Raw genomic sequence first — 18,791 nt, forward strand, 5'->3', positions numbered from 1 at the left:
GACTACACGACCGCTGTCACGGCCGGCCAACAAACGCTGTCGCAACTCAGGTATAGAGCCATGGTGACGGCGCTCTTCGGCTCCGTTGTGCACAGCGAGCGCGCGTTTCGGCTCCTCCGCTGGGCCGCGGGGTGTGCCGAGCCCTCGCCTCATGTCCGGTCGAGAAGCAGGAACCCCCCGGCGCGGAGCCGGGGGGTCCAGGGCGGGTAGGGGGGTGCCCCCCCGCTACTTGCGCTTCTTCTTGTTCTTCTTGCCGCCGAACGACTTGGAGATCCCGGCGGGGTTGTCTCCGGCGACGAAGGTGAGGCCGTCGCCGCTCAGCACGACGGTGTTGGTGTTGATGTCACCGTTACCCAGGTGGACGGGGCCGGTGTTGCCCTTGATGACGAGACCGAGGTCGCCGTCGCCGTCGTCGTCGTTGTCGGGCTCGTGGCTGTGGTGCCGGTTCATGACCGTCGGCCCTGGCGGCCCTTGCCGTCGACCGGCATCGACCGGCGCAGGTTCATGTCGTAGGCCCTGCGCGCGGACGGGCTCTCGGCGCCGGAGTCCACGTCGTTGACGTAGCTGTTGTGGGCCTCACGGGTGAGGCGTGAGTGGGTCTTGTCGTAGGCGGCATCGCGCTTGGGCTGTGCCATGCTGAAGTCACTCCCTTGTGGAGCGGTGGCCGCGCTCTCTCTTTGCCGGGATCGGCGCGGTCACCACTGGTTTTGTCTTCTGTTTTCGTCTTCTGTGGCGGCGGCCTTGGGTGGCCCGGCCGTCAGGGGCCTGCTGTCCCTCCTCTCCTGCGGTGATCACAAACGTGCGGTCAGGTGACGACCGGTTCGTTGATGTCGAGGTGGTCGACTTCGACGCCGAGGCCAGCGCCGCGGAGCCAGGTGGCGACCTCTTCGGCGATCACGACGGAGCGGTGGCGGCCGCCGCGGCAGAAGAAGAACCCGCGCACGAGCATCCGGGTGGGGTTGCCCCAGCCGTCGACCAGCGTGCGGAGCTGGTCGGCGGTGCGGCCGACGATCTCCAGGGCGCCGGGGGTGTCCAGCACGTACGCGCGCACCTCCGGGTCCAGGCCGTTGAGCTGGACCATCCGCTCGCGCACCGCGGGGTCGTCGGGCGGGTTGCGCAACGCGGTGGTGAGGTTCACCGCCAGGCCGCTCTCCTGCGGCGGGTCGCGGTGCAGCACGCCGTAGCTGGTGAGGACCACCTGCAGCAGGTAGGAGCCGGGCGAGTACGTGGTCACCGTCTCGGTCTTGCTCGAGCGGTCGCGGTAGTCGATGCCCTCGGCCGCCAGGTCGGCATAGACGGTGTCGCGGGCGACGCCGGCGGCGCGTGCCAGCGCCCGGATGTTGTGTTCGCCGGCTCGCCAGGCCGCGGCCGTCAGCCGGGGCCGGACCTGTTTCTGCGAGGCGGCCCAGTTGGCCAGCGCCCGCAACGCGGCTTCGCGCGGCCCCGGTGGCGGGCCCGGGGGCGGTTCGTTCGTCGTCATACCCAAAGCATGTGTCGAGTAATTCGACATGTCAATTGATTCGACATATCGCGGGCCCGTATTGGATTTTCGGTTCAACCCGGATACGCCCGCGCAGCGCCACGCTCCTCAGAGCCCTCGACGAAATCGCAGGTCGGAGACAGATTCGGACGCGCCAGTCTTGAGGCCCGCCATTCGCGTGCCCGCGCGCCGAGGAGAAGTTGATTGTTCACCTGAAGTAGCAACGTGATTACTGATAGACACGTTGCTGGTGAGTGCGGGCTGCTGGAGGGGGAGCCAGGCTGCTCACCTCCGGGGGAGGCGAGATCGTGATGGCCAGCGCGGCCTCAGGTGGCCGTCGGGGGGTGGGAGTCACCGGCCGCCGGGGGCGGATCCGGCTGTGCCAGCTCCTCGAACATCCTCTCGACGTCCTCCCACGAGGTCTGGGTGAGTTGCTCGGAGACTCCGTTCAACTCGATCGCCGCCAGAGAATGGCCGTCGACGGCGGCGCGCCTGAGCCAGCTCGCGGCCGCCCAGTCCTCCCCTTTGTTCCGGTGGAGCACCCCCAGATGGAAAGCCGCCCCGCTGTGTCCGTGGTCGCCGGCCAGCCGGTAGAAAAACATCGCGGTGCTAGGCCGGTTGCGATCCGCTCGCTGATGCTCCTGGCCGAAACGGAAGGCATGATCGGCGGCCGTCTCCTTCCAGCCGGGCTCGTGCAACAGGTCGACGGCCGCCTGGTTCCCCGCGGCGCCGGCCCGGTGCAGCCACGTACGCGCCTCTTCGGGCCAGCCCTTCAAGCACGCGATGACCGCCAGGCGCATGCAGTCCTGGCTGTTGCCGGGGTCGCTGCGGCGTAGCAGTCGGACGCCGGTCCTGCCGTAGATCTCCAACAGCCGCTGCTCCTCCTCCGACAACGGCGGCGGCGGCGAGATGAACACCGGTAGCTGCGGCGGCCTCTTGTCCGCGGCGGGCCGTTGTGCGGGCAAGGATGCGCTCGCAGCCGGCATGGCCGGTGGGCCCTGCTGGGCCTCCCGGGCAGCCCGCCATCGGCGATGCCAGGCCGAACGATCCCCCATGACCCGCGCGTCCAGGCCGGTCTGGTCACCGGCGATTGCGCAGGCTGTCACGAAGGAAGACACCCAAGACCAATCAGGAACCTTCTTTCGCTTACCAGACAAAATGTCATGTGTGGTGCTTTCCGTCAGCTCCTTAGATGTTCCGGAATTATCCTTCTTCGACAGTCGGCGCAGCTCGGCCAGCGATGGGGAGCCGGCGAGTTCACGCAACTCCTTGAGCTGGTCGATGAAGGCGCATAGCGCCGCAACGCGATGTTCTTCCATCGTTCCTAGCCGAAAATGAGTGATCCATGATCTACGGGTAGTAGCGGAAGTCATATTGGCATCAACTGATGGCCTACTTGAGGGAGATCGCATTTCCCGCCTCGTCCGGCATCAATCCCCGGTTTACCTGCACGGAAAGGGCCGGACGTCTCCGGAAGGGCCCGGATGATCCCGGATGAATCCGGACGGCATCGGATGACGCCGGAGGCCGTCGGAGCATCCCCGCGAAAGGACCCGCCGAAAGCGCGGCGAGCGGAAGCGATCAGGGAGGTCAGCCCACCCAAACCCGCGGTGAAGACGCTGATCTTCGCCCGAGCAAAAAGGAACGATCTACTCCGGGGTTATCCGGAGACGTTTGGAGCACTGGCGGCGGGGTCGGCAGCACCCGCATCGTTGAGGCGCATTGATCGCCAACCGATGAGAGGCACAGGGACAGGCCCGGGGACGCCATGGCCGGCACGCCCCCGGGCCGCCGGGCAAAGGCCCGTACGCCCGCATGGACCTCGACCCTTCACAACGACGTGAGGAACACATGAACAACAACCGGGGACTCTGGGTGGCCGTGATCGTCACCGCCGGTCTCGTCATCGCTTTCGCCGGCGGCGCCCTCGCCTGGCTGGGCGGCACCCCCGTGCCACTGGCCGTCCTGGCCGGAGCGGCCGGCTTCGCCGGCTTCGTCGGCCTCGCCCTGGCCATCACGAGGTACCTGACAACAACACGTGCGCAGGACTGAGCCCCGATGGCCGCTCTCACCCGTGCCCGTCCCGCCAGAAGGTCCACCCGCTGCCGGGGAGCCGTGATGGCCCCACTGACGTTCGCCTGCCAGCACCTACCCGGCGTCACCGTGATCTCGATGGCCGGAGACCTGGACGCCGCCAACGTCGACCAACTGGACGCCTTCGCCAGCCGGACGCGCCGGCAGCCGGGCGACCACCTGGTGCTCGACCTGAGCGAGGTACCGCATCTCGACCACTCAGGCCTGCGCGTCCTGCTCAACGTCCGAGCCCTGGTCCGCCAGCACGGGGGCGACCTGCACCTGGCGTCCCTGCAGCAGGCACCCGCCCGGCTGCTGAACAACACCGGGGCCAGACTCGTCCTGACCGTGCATCACAGCGTGGAACAGGCCATCCTCGCAGCGCTGCACGCACGTGCGTGATCCTGGCGACGGTCGCCATGGCCGGTCGTCGCCGTCGTGCTGTTGCGCTGACGGCGGACCTCGGCCGGGTGGTGGTGTCGGCCCCCGACCACCGGGGGCGGCCCGCCGGCGCGCGATGTGCTCGTCGATCATCGCAGGGTTCGCTGCGAGGGGGGTCAGGCTTCGTCGTCCCACAGGTCGTAGTCGTAGGGCTCGCCGCGGGCCAGCCGTTCGGCGCGCATCTGTTCGCGTTCGGCGTCGGTGATGCCGGTGATGTACTCCCACATGCTGACCCGCTGGACCTTTCCGCGGGCCAGGTCGTGTTGCAGCACGATCCGGGAGGAGCGGCCCATCTCCTGCTCTTTGACCACCCAGGGGTCGGTCACCTCCCATGGCACGTCGGCCCAGGAGGCGTTCTCGGCGATCTCGACGGCCGCGCGGTGCGCGGGGGAGCCGTGCTGGCGGGGCCCGTCGGCCAGGGGTTCCCAGCAGGAGGCGCACCGCACCCACGCGACCTTGTCGAGCTGGCCGACGTCGGGGTCGACGACGACGCCCTGGACGCCGGCGGCCGGGTCGGCGGTGTTGACCAGGGCGTTGACCACGGGCCCGGTGTAGGCGACCTGCAGGAAGGAGGACTTGCAGTACGGGCAGACCGGCACCCGCTGGGTCGCCGGCAACCGCTCGCCCAAGGCCTTCTCCTGCTCCCGCCGCTCACGCTCGGCTTCCTGCTCGGCGAGGTGGCGCCGCCACACCGCGGCCGCCTCGACCGGCAGCAGCACGGCCTCGTTGCGGCCCGGGCCGCGCCGGGTCAGCACAACCGGGTCGCCGCCGCCGGCCGCCTCGATGAGCTCGGCCAGGCGGGCGCGGGCGTCCCGGATCCCGATCTTCTTCATGATCCGCATTGTGTACACAACCCGGGCCGGGCCGGACGGGAACCCGCACACCGCCTGGGGCTCCCGCTGGACTGCCCCGGCGTCGCCCACGGAAATCCTTTGTGTACACAACCGAACGCCGTTCATGATCGTTTTACGTTAAGGCGGGCGGCTACCAGCGTCTGGCGCGCTTGGCCAGGATGTCGGCCAGGCGGTCCTGCAGGGTGCGCTCCGGCTCGGCGGGGGTCTCGGCGGTGCGCGCGGTGGCGGTGTGGGCGAGCTGGCGGGCGAGGGCGACGACTTCGGCTTTGCGGGCGGCGTTGTCGGCGTTGCGGGCCGCGTTGGCCTCCAGCCAGGCCTGGTGCCGGCGGCCGTCGTCGTCCACCCGGACGGCGGCCGGGCGGGACTGGCCTGGTGGCGGCTCGCAGGGCTTGTTGCCGCTGCTGTCCATCAGGTCGGCCAGGCGGTCCTGCAGGGGGGAGCGCACCACGGTGTCGACCTGGCTGTCGACCCGGTCGTCGGCCGGGGACGGTGCGGTGCCGGTGGTGCGCGCCGCGGCGATGGCGCGGGCCTGCGCGACGAGTTCTGCCCGCCGGGCGGCGTTTTCGGCGTTGGCCGCCTCGTTGGCGGCCATGAGTGCGGCGTGCCGGCGGCCGTCGTCGTCGACCGCGATGATCGGCGGCGGGACGATCACGGAATCGAGCCTGCCGGGCCGCGGAGAGCCGTCGAGGCCGCCGTTCGGGGCCGGGTTGGACCGGAGCCCCCAGGAGGGGGGGTGCGGGGCGCTGGGAGCCGCTGGGGGCTGCGCGGCGTTTCGGGGTTCGAGCCGGGCGCGCAGCCGGTCCCGTTCGCTGTCCAGGCGTGGCGCGGTGGCGGTGTGGGCGAGCTGGCGGGCGAGGGCGACGACTTCGGCTTTGCGGGCGGCGTTGTCGGCGTTGCGGGCCGCGTTGGCCTCCAGCCAGGCATGGTGCCGGCGGCCGTCGTCGTCCACCCGCAGGACGGCCGCGCGGCGAGCGGCGCGGCGCAGCTTGGCCAGGGTGCGGCCGATGCGCCAGCGCAGCACCCCGCACAGGTTGGTGGCGGTGCCGACCTGCCAGGTGAGCAGCTCGCGCGCCTCCGACTCGGGCATGTACCGCAGCAATAGCATGACCAGATGCGCCAGTTCGGCCAGCTCGACGTCCGAGGGCACCTCACCGTCTCGCTGCTGAGCCCAGTCCGGAGCCAGGCCCTTTACAAAGTAAAGGGCGGCAGCCTTTTCCTCGCCGAGATCTCGCCCCCCGAACAGCGGCCGACGACGAGTGGGCCGGGACCCCTGTGACGGATGTGACTGGGGAGGGGGGAGTCCCTCGCGTGTATAAGGAGACGTGTGAAGTCTTCCACAGCCAAGAGCCGTCATGATCGGCTCGCGGGGGACGCCACGGCGGGCCACCGCTGAGCCGTACCGGACCACCTCCGACTCCGCCAGGCCCTCATCGACGGCGGCCTTGGTCTGGCCGCCCTTGGCGATGGTGATCGGGTTGTCGATGTGCCAGCGCAGCGCCTCAGCCAGCGTCTTGGGCAAGTCGTCCGGCAGCGCGGCCAGGTCCATCACCAGGGCGTAGCAGGCCTTACGCTCGGGGGCGGCCGCGTGCACCTGACGCAGCAGCCCGGCCTCCATCAACCGGCCCAGGTCGATCCACCCGGTGCGCTTGCTGACCTGGTGCTTGGCCGCGTACTTCTCCAGCGCCTCATCGATGTCACCGATCAGGCCGCGCTTGTCGGCGCACCTCAGCTGCAGGTGCTTGCCCAGCCGGTACGCGCACAGATGGAGGTGCTCCCCCCGCGAGACCAGCAGCTGCACCAGCCGCCACCACAACTCCGGCGCCAGCCGGGGCAGCTCGTCAGGACCTTCGTAATGCGCGTAACGCCAGGCCCACGGCGCCGGCTCGGTGTCGAGCTGGTCGCCGGGCCGGACGGACCGGTTCTTGAAAGCGGTTGGAGCCTGCCCCGGCGTGTCGACTTCAGGGCATAGTGGGCTGACCGCTGGAGTGGATGCTATGGTCGTCTCCAGACGTGCGAAATCCCGTCGGGGGCGATCCGCTTTTCTGCCGGCCAAAGCTTCTGAGCAGATCGTTCCGAAACGTGATCAAGATGAAGTTGTCGTCCACGCCCCGCTACCGCGGGGCGTTTTTCTTTGCCTGAGGCGCCTCCCGGCGTCGTGATCAAAGTCGAGTCAGTCAGGCATCTTTCCATGTTGACAACCTGTGAATGAACGCCTTCGCCCCAGAAACCTCTGGCGTGTCGCGCATGGCGACCCCAAACGGGACGGGAGGGGCGCAGATCAGGCACCGACGCACAGGGGTGGGGCGGGCCGGCCGCGTACGGCGCCGACATGACCAGATCACTACCAGATACTTTGACAAACTGTGAGTCGGTTTTGTCAGGATGCCTGTTCATGGCCCTATTGGCGTCATGGGGCCGCGTCATGTCGGGATGCCTGAGCCGGACATCCCGAGCAACCCGCCCGGCACGTGGCCGGGCAGGCACCCGCAAGGTCCGGATCGGCATCAGGCGAAGCCGATCTCACCGGCGCGACGGGAGGCTCGCGCAGCCAGCCGTCGCAGCACGGACGGACTGACGTCCGGGCTGAGCACCGTGACCGGCCCCGACCTGGTCAGGGCGCGCAGGCGGTGAACGACAGGGGCGGGCAGGCTGCTGTCCAGCACCACCAAGCGCACCCCGTGCGCGGCGTGGGCCCGGCTCACATCCCCGGGCAGGCGGTCCAGGCCGGTCAGGGGACGCTCGTGGATCCACAGCGGCGCGTCGGCGATCGCCGCGTACGCGGCCGTCACGCGTTGCCATTCGGCGGTGGTGAGCTCGCCCCGCTGAACCCGCTTATCGGGCAGCCCGGCCGTGCGGGCGGCCAGCGTCAGGCCGGTCCGGGACGCGGGTACGGACACGAACGGGCGGCCGACGCGGACCAGCATCGTGACAGCACCCTGGCGCGCGGCCAGAAAACTGAGCCGCAGCGCGACGTCTGCGACGTTCTGGCTGTTGTGGGTCATCGGGTCGGTCTCCCTGTTGTCGGGGTCGTGGGCGGGGGAGGAGCTGGCGGCTCCGGACATCCGCCCGGCCGGGTGAGGGCCGGGCGGCATCCGCAACGCCAGCGCCGGGGCTACGTGGCAAGCTCCCAGCCGTGGCAGGGCAGGCAGGCTCCGTAGCGGGTGGGGATGCAGTACGGCTGTTCAACGCCGCACTCGGGGCAGACCCGGCGGGCGGCGAGCGCCTTGCCCAGCGCCTGCAGCTGGGCGGCGGACGGGGTCCTGCGCGGCTTGGCCTTGGCGACCTCGTACAGGTAGGCCACCCGCACCCCGGACCGGTAGCGGCGCGAGCGCCACATGAGCTGAGCCGCCGGTTCCTGGCCGCCGGGCCGCAACCCGGCCGCGCGTAGCTGCCGGCGCGTGGCCAGCCCGTCAGGCGCCATCCGCCAGGGGAAGGTGGGCAGACCGCCGAAACGGCGCCCGGTGGGGTCCCAGAAGACACGGCGGCCCATCAGCCCACCACCCCGAGCATGGCGATCAGCTCGTCCGCCTCGGCCGGGCTGGCGGCCATGCGGTGGCACAGCCGCCGCACGAGCGCCTGGTCGTCGGAGTTGGGCTGCGTCGACCCGATCTGGCGCTGATCGCGCCGCCGTACCGGCGGCCGGGCCGACTCGTTCGAGCTGACAGGGCCGGTGGCGTCCCGGCGGCCGCGAGGCCTCGCCGGCGCGGCCGCCGGAGACGGCGGGGACGGCTCGGTGGTCTGCCGCAGGGTGGCGGGGGGCTCCGGGTCGTCCGGGACCACCGCCTGCTCGAGGTCGCACAGCCACGCCTCGGCGGCGGCAGCCTGCTCATGCGCGGTGGTGATCAGGCCGGCCAGGCGGGTACGCAGCTTCTCCAGGTCGGCCATCCACCGGTCGGCGGGCCGCTCGCCGCTGACCGCCGCGAGGCGGGTGTGGAGGCGGTCGGCATGGTTGGCCACGTGGCGGTGCGGGCAGCTACGGCCCAGCTCCAGCACCTCCGCCGGGGTGGCGAGGGGCAGACGCTCCAGCAACGCGCCGATGGCCTCGACCTCAGACAGCGTGGCCGTGGTGGGGGTCTCAGCCATGGTCGCCTCGTTCCGGGTCGCACGGCCCGGCCGTGCAGGCGTCGCATCTCGCCTGGCCGCCGGCGAAACTCCAGTAGTCGGCGAGCGCCTTCTCCGCCTCCGCCATGTCGGCGAAGTGCGCCAGCCCGTCTTCGTCCTCGTCGTAGGCGTACTGGCAGCAGGTGCAGGTGACCGTCACGCACGTGTGGCTGAGCTGGCGCGGGTTCCAGGCATCGGTGAGGTTCACCGCCCAGCCGGCTGCCTTCTCCTGGGTCGGGAAGTGCGGCACGCCATCTGCGTCGTCGAAGTCTTCGCCGTCGCGGTTGGTCAGCACCCAGCAGGGCGTGGTGGTGGTGTCCGTCATCGGGTCACCGCCCCGGCGGGCATCTGGTCCCAGGTGCGGCCGTCGAGTTCGCGCCCGGCCTGGTGCTTGCTGATGACGCGGCGCATCCGGGCGCTGCCCTCCGCCGGGGCCTCCGCCGGGGCCTCCGAGGGGGGCAGGGTGTGGCCGTCGGGCGGCACGTCGACCTGGCGGCCGCGGCCGGACAGGTCCGGGGTCCACTGGCCCCACTGCTTGAAGAAGAACGGGACCTCAGCGGCCTGGCACTGATCGCGCAGGGTGCGCAGCCAGTCCGGGTGCGGCGGGCGGGCGCCGGGGCCGGACTCGCCGCCGGCGATGACCCAGCCCACACCCCCGCCGGGGCCGACCCGGCCGGCGAGGCTGGCCAGCAGTTCGGCGCCCCAGCCCTGGAAGGACTCCATCCACTCCACGCCCAGCCAGCGCGACAGGTCGACGGGGCCCAGCAGGGGTTCGACGCTGAGGAACCGGACGGCGGCCGGGGTGCGCAGCAGCGCGGGGATGCGGATGTCGGCCCAGCGCTGGCTCTCCACGCTGACGCCGAGCCACACGTTCGGCAGCGGCCACACCAGCGGGGTCGGAGCGTCGAGCAGGGCCAGGTCGGCCTCGCGGGCGCGCAGCTGCTCTTCGATCCGGGGCAGCAGGGCGGCCATGCGCGCGTGGCGCTTGGTGAGGACCTGGAAGGTGTGTTTGGGCGCCCACCACATCCGGGTGAACACCTCGACGATGAAGTCGTCGGGCACGGCGTCGTGGAACAGGTCGCCCATGGAGTTGACGAAGACCATGCGCGGGTCGCGCCAGCGCAGCGGCGCGTCCAGGACCTCGCGTACCAGCCGTACGTTGGTGAAGGCGCCGGGCCCGTTCCAGCGGTTGTCGATCGCCTCGGCGTAGCAGTGGTCGCAGCCCTCGCTGACCTTGGTGCAGCCCCGCACCGGGTTCCAGCTGGTGTCGGTCCACTCGATCGCGGTGTTGAGGTTCATCGCGTCACCTGCCGCACGCTGGCCAGCTCGGCGTAGCGGGTGATCTGCACGGCCAGGACGGCCAGCGCGGCCGCCTCGAGGACGGAGACGGCCAGCACCGCCGGCGTGCGCGGGCCCGCGGCCCACACCACGATCAAGGCGGCCAACGGCGGCACGCAGAACGCGGCCAGGTTCACCGCCAGCTGCAGCCACTTGCGCGAGACGCGGCGCACATCGCTGCGGCCGTCGGTCTCCCACTCGAACATCGGCAGGTCGGAGACGCCGTCGACCAGCGCCTGCAGGCGCGGCCCGAGCCGGTCGCGTACGTACCGGCCGATCGCGGTGATCATGTGGTCGTTGTGCAGGTGCGTCCAGCCGAGCACGATCCCGGCCAGGGGGAGCACCAGCAGCAGCTCCAGCCGTCCGGCCGTGGCGGTGACGGCGGCGATCGCCGCGGTGGCGGTCAGCGTGGCGTACAGCAACTGGTCCCGGAAGCCGATCCGGGAGCGCTGTTCGGCCTTGAGGGCGTCGTACTCGCTCAGCAGCACCGTGACGGCCTGCTCATTCAGGCCGCCGGCCTGGACGGCAGGCTGGGCGTGGGCGGTGGCCGGATTCTGCCCGTTCATCGGCCCGGCCCTTCCGGTGTCCGGCCGATGATGGCGTCCATCCGGGCCAGACCCTCGTGCATGGCGGCCAGGCCTTCATCGACCAGGCCCACCAGGTGGTCGGCTTCCGCCAGGACCACGGCCAGGCGCTGCTTGTCCGGCGGCGGGGCGCCGAGTGTGCGCTCTCGTTCGAGCACGGTCATGATGGGATCTGCCTCTCTGATCTGGAGATTGGTGGGGTGTGCGGGCGCGCCCACCGCGGCCGGTCTTGGCGGAAAGACCGCGGTGATGCGCGCCCGTCTAACAGGTCATGCGGCGATGAGCCCGGCGGGGATGGCGATGGCCAGCACGAGGACGGCCGCGATCACCAGGTCGACCGCGCGCCGGACGGTGCGGTACTTGGCCACCGCCAGGCCGGACATGTGGCGGAGATGGTCGAACCCGCCCGCGGTCGTCACCAGCCGTTGCACGTCCCCGCTGCTCTTGGCGCGGGCATAGGAGACGAACCCGGTAGCGCCGGTACGGGGCAGGTGCGGCCGCACCGCCAGCAGTAGGAGCACGGCGGCAACCGCCAGCATCACCCCGGCGCCGCCTGCGGCGATCAGGGCCGCGGGGTGGAAGCGGGGTCTGGCCACCGCGAGCGCGACCACGGCCGAGGCGAGCCCCAGCGCGAAGGCCAGCAGCATCGCCGCTTTCGCGTCGACTCGCACCAGCGCGCCGTCGACGGCCGTGGTCGCTCGCTCGAGCGTGTCCTCCATCGACGTCGCGATCGCGCGGGCGTCGATCTGCGGGCGGGTGCTCATCGGCTGTCCCGGGTGGCCTGCAGGGCGCCGCTGGCCAGGCCGGTGTGGACGATGACCGCCTCGCGCGAGCTGGCCTCGCCCAGGCGCTCGGGGCCGCGCCGGTCGGCTGGCAGGCAGCCGGGGTAGCGCTGGTCGGGTCTCTTGGTGCAGGCCCGGATCTGGGCGGGCGTTGCGGAGCGCTCGTAGGCGGAGCGGTTGAGAACGCCGATCATCAGGACGTTGCCGGTCGTGGTCGTCTTGACGCCCATGACGATCCCGGCCGGGTCCTTGGTGGACGCCGGAGGCGGCGGTGGCGTGGCGGGTGCGGCGGCGCAGGCGGCGGCCGTCACCATCACGGTGAGCAGGGTGCGGAGCATGGGGTTGTGGGGTCCTTTCCTCAGGCGGTGCCGGTCATGGCGCCGTACAGGACGGCGGCGCGCAGCGCGAAGCCGGCGCCGTCGTCGTCGGGGTCGCGCTCGTCGTCGTTGGCAGATTGCAGGTCCGCCGCCATGCGGCGCAGCCGCAGGTCGTCGTCGTCCGTGGCGGCCGCGAGGAACTCCAGGACCGGCTCGGCGTTGCGGAGCACCGCGAGCGGGTCGTGCCGGCCGGTGGTCAGCCGGCTGACCCAGTTCAGGGCGGCGGCGCGGGCGTAGGCGTGGTTGAGCGCGGCCGGGTCCTGGCTGCGCAGGTTCGCCAGCAGGGCCGGTGGCGTGGCTGGCGGCGTGGCCGGGGCGGGCGGCTCGGCGGGCTGGCTGTCGAGCTCGAGCTCTCCGAACCAGGTGGTCCAGTCGGTGTAGTCGGTCATGATCGTCCTTCCGGTAGGTGGTGTGGTTCTGTTCGTGCGGGTCGTCGCCCAGCTGTCAGCTGGTAGTGGTCGGCAGCGGCGCCGAACGGCCCTACCGGGGTGGCCAGCCGATCGGCCGCCACCAGACCGGCGTCAGGTGCCACCAGCCCGGCCGGCACCGGCGCAGCTCGCCCCCGCCGCCGGCGTTGTCGCTGTCGCCGGCGGTGCGGTGGGCGTCGCGGTGGGCGCGGGTCAGCAGCCGCTCGCCGGTGGCCGTGCAGCACAGCGCGGTGCGCCAGTCCAGGCGGCCGGCGCGGCGGCCGCTGGCCACGACGTGGACCCGGTCGATGTCGCAGGGGTGGCTGGACAGCAGCCATCCGGCGTAGGTGTGCCAGGCGTCGTACGGGCGGTCGGCGTCGGTGAGCATCGCGGTGACGATCCGGCGGCCGGGCAGGTCGTTGGCGTCGAGGATCTCCACGGCGCGGGCGTCGGCGTCGTACTCCTCCAGCCGCATGAGCCGGGCCCGCAGCGCGGCCAGCGCCAGCGTGGCGGCCAGCAGTCCGATGGCCGCCCACACCCAGCTGTTCCACAGCCCCGGCGTGGCCAGCGCGATGAGCCCTGCGAAGGTGGTGGCGACACCGGCCAGGTCCCGGGCGGCGGCCAGCCAGGAAGGCAGGAACCGCTTGTGGTGGGCCAGGTCCCGGTGCGCCAGCTCGTGGGCGAGCGTGCCGGTCAGCGCGTCGAGGCGGTCGTCGTCGAGCAGGTCACGGCCGACGGTGACCAGCGGGGCGTGCCCGCACCGGTGGCCCTCGACGGTGTAGGCGTCGTCGCCGAGCTTGGGGTCGATCACGACGCTGACGGCGGCCAGGCGGCCGACGTGCCGGACGCTCCCGACCAGGCCGGCCAGCCGATGCCAGCCGACCTCGTTGTGGCGGGCGTGCGGGGTGATGTGCATGCGTTGCCTCCTTGGCGATGCGGGCTACTTCATGGGGACAGGGGGTCTGGTGCGGGCTCGCTGATCACGGCAGCCGGGTGAGGACGGCCTCCAGCGCGTTCGGCTTGATCAGCACCTCGCAGGCTTTGCCCGCGTGGCTCGGGCCGACCACGCCGTGCTGGAACAGCTGGTCCATCAGCGACTTGGCGTGGGCGTGGGAGACGCGCAGCTTGCGCTGCAGCATCGACGTGGAGCCGAACTGGGTTCCCACGACGATCTTGGCGGCTTCGGTCAGCAGCGCGGCGTCGTCCTGGCCGCGCTCGCCGTCCGTGCGCCCGTCGCTGTGCCTGCCGTCGTGCCCGTCGTCGCGGGGGCTGGTCAGGGCGGCGGGCTGTGCGGCGGGGGCGCCGCGTCGGCAGCGGGCCACGATCTGGGCGATCTCCTTGTCGGAGACGAAGGCGTTCTGCAGCCGGATCGGCGCGCCGGCGCCCATCGGCACGAACAGGGCGTCGCCTTGGCCCAGGAGCTTTTCCGCTCCGGGCTGGTCGAGGATGACGCGGGAGTCGGTCAGGGAGGAGACGGCGAACGCGAGCCGGGAGGGCACGTTCGCCTTGATCAGGCCGGTGACCACGTCCACGCTGGGACGCTGGGTGGCGATCACCAGGTGGATGCCCGCCGCGCGGGCCAGCTGGGTGATGCGGACGATGGAGTCTTCGACGTCGCGCGGGGCGACCATCATGAGGTCGGCCAGTTCGTCGACGATCACCAGCAGGTACGGGTACGGCTCGTAGACGCGCTCGCTGCCGGGCGGCGGCTGCAGCTTGCCCGCGGCCACGGCGGCGTTGAAGTCGTCGACGTGCCGGAACCCGGCCGCGGCCATGTCGTCGTAGCGGCGGTCCATCTCGCCCACCACCCATTCGAGGGCCTCGGCGGCCTTCTTGGGGTTGGTGACGATGGGCGTGATCAGGTGAGGGATGCCCTCGTAGACGTTGAGCTCGACCCGCTTGGGGTCGATCAGGATCATGCGCACCTGATCGGGGGTGGCGCGCATCAGGATCGAGCAGATCAGCCCGTTGACGCACACGCTCTTTCCTGCGCCGGTGGCGCCGGCGATGAGCAGGTGCGGCATCTTGGCGAGGTTGGCGACGATGACCCGGCCCTCGACGTCCTTGCCCAGCCCGGCGATCATCGGGTGGTGGTCGGCGTGCGCCACCTGGGAGCGCAGCACATCGCCCAGCGAGACCAGGTCACGCTCGTCGTTGGGGATCTCCACCCCGATCGCGGACTTGCCGGGGATCACCGGCAGCACCCGGATGGCCTCCTGGCCGGTGGCGTAGGCGAAGTTCTTGGCCAGGCCGGTGACCTTCTCCACCTTCACCCCCGGCCCCAGGGTGATCTCGTAGCGGGTGACCGACGGGCCGCGGGTGAAGCCGACCACCTGGGCCTTGAGCTTGAAGTCGGCCAGCACCTGGTTGAGTTGGTCGGCCACGGCCCGGGTGGCGTGGGCCGATCCCTTGCTGGCGCGGCCGGCCCGCAGCAGGTCCAGCCCGGGCAGCGGCCGGCCGACGGCCCCGGCTTCTGCCTGCCCGCGCTGGACGGGCGTGCCGTCGGCGGGCGCGTCGGCGATCACGGGGCTGTCGTACGGGGTGGACTCGGTGACCAGATCGGGGTCGGGCACCGCCACCGGCACAGCCGGCGCAGTTGACACGGCTGGCGCGGCCGGGCTGCCCGCTTGCGTGACGGCGGCCGCGGCCGCAGCCCCGGTCGACGGCGTGAGGCTCGGGGCGGGTTCGCCGACGGGCTCGCCGGCTGGGTCGCCAGCGGGGCCGATGGTGGGGTCGACGGGGGTCAGGTCCTGGACGGCGAACCGAGCCGCCCTCTCTTCTGCCGGCTCCGTGCTGTCTTGGTGGTGGCGGTCGGCCAGCGCGGTGACCGCGTCGGCGGCGATCGCACCCAGCGCGGCCACCGCGATCATGCCCAGCACCGGATAAACGATCATGATGGGGAGCGCGGCGGCGGCCGGGGCGGCGATCGCCCAGCCGACCAGGCCGCCGCCCTGCCCGGCCCGCACGGCGGCCTCGGCCGGGGGCAGACCGGCGGCCAGGTGGGCGATGCCGGCAACCGAGATGATCATGAAGGTCCATCCGGTGGTCACCCGGGCCAGACCGTGCTCGCCGTGGCGCAGCAGGCGCCAGCCCAGGGCGGCGGCCGCCACCGGAACGACGGCGGCCGCCGTGCCCGCCAGCGCCCCCACCACGATGTTGATCATGGTGAGTGGCTGCCAGGCATCCGCCAGAACCAGGGCGGCGGCCGTCACCGCCGCCGTGACGAGCAGGGCCAGGCCCCGCTCGTCACGTGCGCCGGCGAGATCCGACTCGGCGGGGCGCACGGCCTGGCCGATGCGGTGAGCGCTCCACCGCCACAGCCGACCGGCCGGGGAGGGCCTCCTGGAGGTGCGGGCGGCGGGCCGGCGCCCGCGGGAGCGGGAGCGCGAGGGGGTGGTCTTCGTGCGGGCGGGCTTCCTGCGCCGGGCGCGTGTGGCCATGGCCATGCCTTCCGTGATCGCTTTCTGCGGTTACGCTGCGTGCGCGGCCGCCTGGCCGCGCGAGAGGTTGGAAACGGTGTTCCGGAGATGTTTGACAGTCGCTGTTTGACATCCCGGGTCCTTAGGGAAACCAAGATCGTTAGGCGTTATGTCTGTTTGACAGCGGGCGGTTCGTTGTCAAACAACGGGGGCCTGACAACGCCTGCGACGGCCCCCGTTTGGTCACTGTGCGTAGCTGAGTTCGGGCTTGGGGTCGGTCTCCAGGACGACGTAGCGGCCCCGGGCTGCGGTCGCGTCGATGTAGCCCTGGCTGGTCATCAGCGGCAGGGTCTGCCGGACCCAGGTGGCGGAGTGGCCGGTGCGCTCCTCCACGGCCTGGTAGAGGTCCTTGGGCGCGAACTCGTTGCCGACGCCGACCTCGGCCAGGATCTCCACCAGGACCTTCACCGCCTCGGTCTTGGACATCTTGGGGCCCTCCGGCAGCTGGCCGGGGAACTCGATGTCCGCGGACTCGTCGCGGACGAACGTCTCCGGCATGGCCAGGTCGCCGGCGGTGCCGAGCTTGACGTCGTCGGTCGCGGCGCGCAGTTCGGCGGCGGTCTCGAAGGCGAGGTCCGCGTCGTCGTCACGGTCGACCATCTCGGCGAACGATGCCGCCAGCTCGTCTGCTGCCTCTCGCTTCATCTGGTTCTCCTCCTCGGGAGTGAGCTCGTCGGGGTCGTGGTGGTCAGGCTGGGAGGGGATCAACATGGCGGTGCCGTCCAAGGTCGGCCGGGTGGGAGAGGTGGCACCGGCCGCGACGCCGGCGGGCCCATGAGCGGGGCTGTGGGCGGCCGGGTTGAAGGAGTGCTGGCGCGGCGCGGCGTCACGGGCGGCGACCCGGGCGGCCAGGAAGTCGGCGTACGGCTTGCCGAGCGATTCCGCGGTGATCGGGTCCAGGTCCTGGAACAGGTGCCGGAACTCGGCGAAGGCCGCGGTCAGGTCGGCCTCGCCGATGTTGTCGTAGCGGGCGGGCATGACGCGGCGGGCCTTGGGCACCCACGGGCCCTCCATGTAGACGTAGCCCGGGTTGTCGGTGCCCCACGCCGACGGGTCGGCGCCCAGGTCGACCAGCCGGTCCGAGAGCACCATGCGGGCGTCGACCTCGTCTTTCACGCCGAAGGACTGGCCGGCGCCGAACATCGCGCGGGCGTCGGTGTCGACCTTGGTGTGCGAGGCGCGCTGCACCTCGAAGTCGATCCAGATGCCCACCGAGCGGCAGCGCTCCACGATGGTGGTGACCGCGTCCACCCCGACCAGCGCGCCGGCCTCGGCGAAGTGGATGGAGACGAACTTCAGCCCGCACCCGGGCACCCAGTTGGCCAGGTGCTTGCCCAGCAGGTTGCGTGAGGGGTTGCCCAGGTAGGCGGCCCGCGCCGGGATGGTGTGGCTGACCAGCCGGTTCAACAGCCAGCGGATCATCGTGGTGGTGCTGGCCACATACGCGGCGGCCTGGTCGAAACCGTGCAGCGACTGGTCGGCCTTGACCGAGTCGCACAAGATCAGCACCGACTCGGCGCGGCAGGCGATGGAGAAGTCGCTGACCTGCCCGGCCTCGGTCTTGCCGGCGCCGGGCTCGCCCGCGGTCAGCAGATGCGCCACGACCTTGGGCTTGCCGTCGATCTTGCTGTGCGGCAGCACCATGGTCAGCGGGGAGCCGTCCCGGTACAGGCCGACGCGGATCGGCTCGATGATGTTCTCGCCCGGACCGGACGGGCCGGGCCACGGGATCGGCCGCTCCAGCGCGTCCTTGCGCGGGATCATCAGCAGCAGCTTGTCCTGGAAGCCGCCGACGATGGCGGTGGCTCCCTCACGGATGCCGCCCGCCCACGACTCGATACGGGGCAGGTCCTCGGTGATGTCCTCGGGCACCTGGCCGGGCAGCAGCTCGACACCGGCGGTCAGCCGCTCCCGGGAGTCCTCCAGCACGGTCAGCTGCGAGCCGTGCGCGGACGGCAGGTTCGCCGCCGTCCAGGCCCGCCATTCGGCCGCGCGGTCCTTGCCGCCGCCGGCCGGGCCGGAGGTGGTGGCCAGCTCGCCGGCCTCGCTGTGACGGGCATGGCGCATGTTGTGCGCGATCGCCAGCGTGATGCCGACCGCGACGAAGGTCAGCATCACCTCCACGTGGTAGCCGAACCCCACCACCAGCATGATCATCGTCAGCGGCGTGGCGACGTCGGCCACCTCCAGCGCCTTGCGCCACCAATTGCGCTGGTGCGACAGCTTCCAGCGCAGCAGGCTCAGCGCCACGGCGGACCCGCCGAACAGCAGCCCGCCCAGCCACTCCACCTGCCAGGCGAAAAAGGCCAGCTGCAGCACCGCGGCGGCCAGGAACGTCAGCGGGATCAGCGCCCACGGGGCACCGATGCGCAGCGCCTTGGGGAACTCATAGCCCTGCTCACGATCGGTGCGCCGGTCGGCACCCACCTGCCGCGACAGCTTGCGCACAGCGCGCGCCGCGGCGCGGTCGTCGTCGAATCCGTTCATGATGTTTGCCTCACACGTCCAGCGGGTCATGATCAGGGGACTTGGTCTTGCCCTTGCGCCGGCGCAGCTCCTCCAGCTCCACGCCGCAGAACTTCTCGATCCGCGGGTAGATCCGCTTGGCCGACACCCGCACCGCGCGCAGCGCCACCGTGGCGGTGTAGATGGTCGCCACCGACCGCGACGCCTTCCAGCCGATCGACTTGCCCTCGCCGATCGAGTTGGCCTTGCAGTACTTGAGCATCGCGATCAGCGCGCCGCGCAGCTCGTGGGCGCGGCACTCCAGCTCCGTGATCAGATCAAGCGCGATCTTGTCCAGCTCACGGCCGTAAGCGCGGACGTCCTCGGTGGTCCTGGTCGGCAGGTCCGCGAGATCTTCGTATCGAGCCAT

22 protein-coding genes are annotated in these 18,791 nt (G+C 71.4%); 2 read left to right on the forward strand and 20 right to left on the reverse strand.

Going from position 1 to position 18,791, the window contains the following annotated elements; genetic code table 11:
* Positions 1–225: 225 nt before the first annotated feature.
* The 4 genes from ABD844_RS40445 to ABD844_RS40460 form a co-directional block, all read right to left on the reverse strand.
* On the reverse strand, positions 226–450 hold the full coding sequence (locus ABD844_RS40445; protein WP_344890650.1) for a hypothetical protein: 225 nt from the start codon (positions 448–450) through the stop codon (positions 226–228).
* On the reverse strand, positions 447–635 hold the full coding sequence (locus ABD844_RS40450) for a hypothetical protein (RefSeq protein ID WP_344890652.1): 189 nt from the start codon (positions 633–635) through the stop codon (positions 447–449). The genes ABD844_RS40445 and ABD844_RS40450 overlap by 4 nt, the downstream gene beginning before the upstream one ends.
* A gap of 170 nt (positions 636–805) precedes the next feature.
* Positions 806–1,480 carry a RapZ C-terminal domain-containing protein gene (locus ABD844_RS40455; RefSeq protein ID WP_344890656.1) on the reverse strand — a complete coding sequence of 225 codons (675 nt, stop codon included), beginning with the start codon at positions 1,478–1,480 and terminating at the stop codon, positions 806–808.
* A 326-nt stretch (positions 1,481–1,806) separates the two neighbouring features.
* A complete protein-coding gene (locus tag ABD844_RS40460; RefSeq protein ID WP_344890659.1) occupies positions 1,807–2,799 on the reverse strand; it encodes an SEL1-like repeat protein in 993 nt (330 codons plus the stop codon).
* A gap of 532 nt (positions 2,800–3,331) precedes the next feature.
* Here ABD844_RS40460 and ABD844_RS40465 point away from each other — a divergent pair.
* Both ABD844_RS40465 and ABD844_RS40470 read left to right on the forward strand, forming a co-directional pair.
* Positions 3,332–3,532, forward strand: coding sequence for a hypothetical protein (locus tag ABD844_RS40465; protein WP_344890662.1), 201 nt, complete (start codon positions 3,332–3,334; stop codon positions 3,530–3,532).
* Between the two features lie 66 nt (positions 3,533–3,598).
* A complete protein-coding gene (locus tag ABD844_RS40470; RefSeq protein ID WP_344890665.1) occupies positions 3,599–3,955 on the forward strand; it encodes an STAS domain-containing protein in 357 nt (118 codons plus the stop codon).
* A gap of 155 nt (positions 3,956–4,110) precedes the next feature.
* On the opposite strand, the gene ABD844_RS40475 is transcribed toward ABD844_RS40470, so the two are convergent.
* From ABD844_RS40475 to ABD844_RS40550, 16 genes are all read right to left on the reverse strand, one after another.
* Positions 4,111–4,827 (reverse strand): type II toxin-antitoxin system Phd/YefM family antitoxin, encoded by a 717-nt coding sequence (locus ABD844_RS40475; RefSeq protein WP_344890668.1) that lies wholly within the window; start codon positions 4,825–4,827, stop codon positions 4,111–4,113.
* Between the two features lie 151 nt (positions 4,828–4,978).
* Positions 4,979–6,646, reverse strand: coding sequence for a hypothetical protein (locus ABD844_RS40480; RefSeq protein WP_344890671.1), 1,668 nt, complete (start codon positions 6,644–6,646; stop codon positions 4,979–4,981).
* 706 nt (positions 6,647–7,352) lie between these two features.
* Entirely contained in the window at positions 7,353–7,940 is a 588-nt protein-coding gene (locus tag ABD844_RS40485) for a P-loop NTPase family protein (RefSeq protein WP_344890674.1), read from the reverse strand.
* Between the two features lie 20 nt (positions 7,941–7,960).
* Positions 7,961–8,338, reverse strand: coding sequence for an RRQRL motif-containing zinc-binding protein (locus ABD844_RS40490; protein WP_344890677.1), 378 nt, complete (start codon positions 8,336–8,338; stop codon positions 7,961–7,963).
* Positions 8,338–8,931, reverse strand: coding sequence for a hypothetical protein (locus tag ABD844_RS40495; protein WP_344890681.1), 594 nt, complete (start codon positions 8,929–8,931; stop codon positions 8,338–8,340). Before ABD844_RS40495 ends, ABD844_RS40490 begins: the two co-directional genes overlap by 1 nt.
* Positions 8,924–9,274: a hypothetical protein gene (locus ABD844_RS40500; RefSeq protein WP_344890684.1), complete on the reverse strand. Its 351-nt coding sequence runs from the start codon at positions 9,272–9,274 to the stop codon at positions 8,924–8,926. Before ABD844_RS40500 ends, ABD844_RS40495 begins: the two co-directional genes overlap by 8 nt.
* On the reverse strand, positions 9,271–10,248 hold the full coding sequence (locus tag ABD844_RS40505; RefSeq protein WP_344890688.1) for a DUF5131 family protein: 978 nt from the start codon (positions 10,246–10,248) through the stop codon (positions 9,271–9,273). The genes ABD844_RS40500 and ABD844_RS40505 overlap by 4 nt, the downstream gene beginning before the upstream one ends.
* The gene (locus ABD844_RS40510) at positions 10,245–10,853 is read right to left on the reverse strand and encodes a hypothetical protein (RefSeq protein WP_344890691.1); all 609 of its coding nucleotides are present in this window, start codon (positions 10,851–10,853) and stop codon (positions 10,245–10,247) included. The genes ABD844_RS40505 and ABD844_RS40510 overlap by 4 nt, the downstream gene beginning before the upstream one ends.
* Complete coding sequence (locus ABD844_RS40515; protein ID WP_344890694.1) at positions 10,850–11,035, reverse strand: hypothetical protein; 186 nt, start codon at positions 11,033–11,035, stop codon at positions 10,850–10,852. Before ABD844_RS40515 ends, ABD844_RS40510 begins: the two co-directional genes overlap by 4 nt.
* A 105-nt stretch (positions 11,036–11,140) precedes the next feature.
* Positions 11,141–11,635: a Pycsar system effector family protein gene (locus ABD844_RS40520; protein WP_344890698.1), complete on the reverse strand. Its 495-nt coding sequence runs from the start codon at positions 11,633–11,635 to the stop codon at positions 11,141–11,143.
* Entirely contained in the window at positions 11,632–11,991 is a 360-nt protein-coding gene (locus ABD844_RS40525) for a hypothetical protein (protein WP_344890701.1), read from the reverse strand. Before ABD844_RS40525 ends, ABD844_RS40520 begins: the two co-directional genes overlap by 4 nt.
* A 20-nt stretch (positions 11,992–12,011) precedes the next feature.
* A complete protein-coding gene (locus ABD844_RS40530; protein WP_344890704.1) occupies positions 12,012–12,419 on the reverse strand; it encodes a hypothetical protein in 408 nt (135 codons plus the stop codon).
* A gap of 91 nt (positions 12,420–12,510) precedes the next feature.
* Positions 12,511–13,353, reverse strand: coding sequence for a M48 family metalloprotease (locus ABD844_RS40535; RefSeq protein ID WP_344890707.1), 843 nt, complete (start codon positions 13,351–13,353; stop codon positions 12,511–12,513).
* A gap of 64 nt (positions 13,354–13,417) precedes the next feature.
* Positions 13,418–15,877: a DNA translocase FtsK gene (locus ABD844_RS40540; RefSeq protein ID WP_344890709.1), complete on the reverse strand. Its 2,460-nt coding sequence runs from the start codon at positions 15,875–15,877 to the stop codon at positions 13,418–13,420.
* A gap of 222 nt (positions 15,878–16,099) precedes the next feature.
* The gene (locus tag ABD844_RS40545; protein ID WP_344890712.1) at positions 16,100–18,403 is read right to left on the reverse strand and encodes an APC family permease; all 2,304 of its coding nucleotides are present in this window, start codon (positions 18,401–18,403) and stop codon (positions 16,100–16,102) included.
* A gap of 10 nt (positions 18,404–18,413) precedes the next feature.
* Positions 18,414–18,791 carry a hypothetical protein gene (locus ABD844_RS40550; protein ID WP_344890714.1) on the reverse strand — a complete coding sequence of 126 codons (378 nt, stop codon included), beginning with the start codon at positions 18,789–18,791 and terminating at the stop codon, positions 18,414–18,416.

Origin of the sequence: Nonomuraea antimicrobica (assembly GCF_039536965.1) — a bacterium.
Taxonomy (GTDB): Bacteria; Actinomycetota; Actinomycetes; order Streptosporangiales; family Streptosporangiaceae; genus Nonomuraea; species Nonomuraea antimicrobica.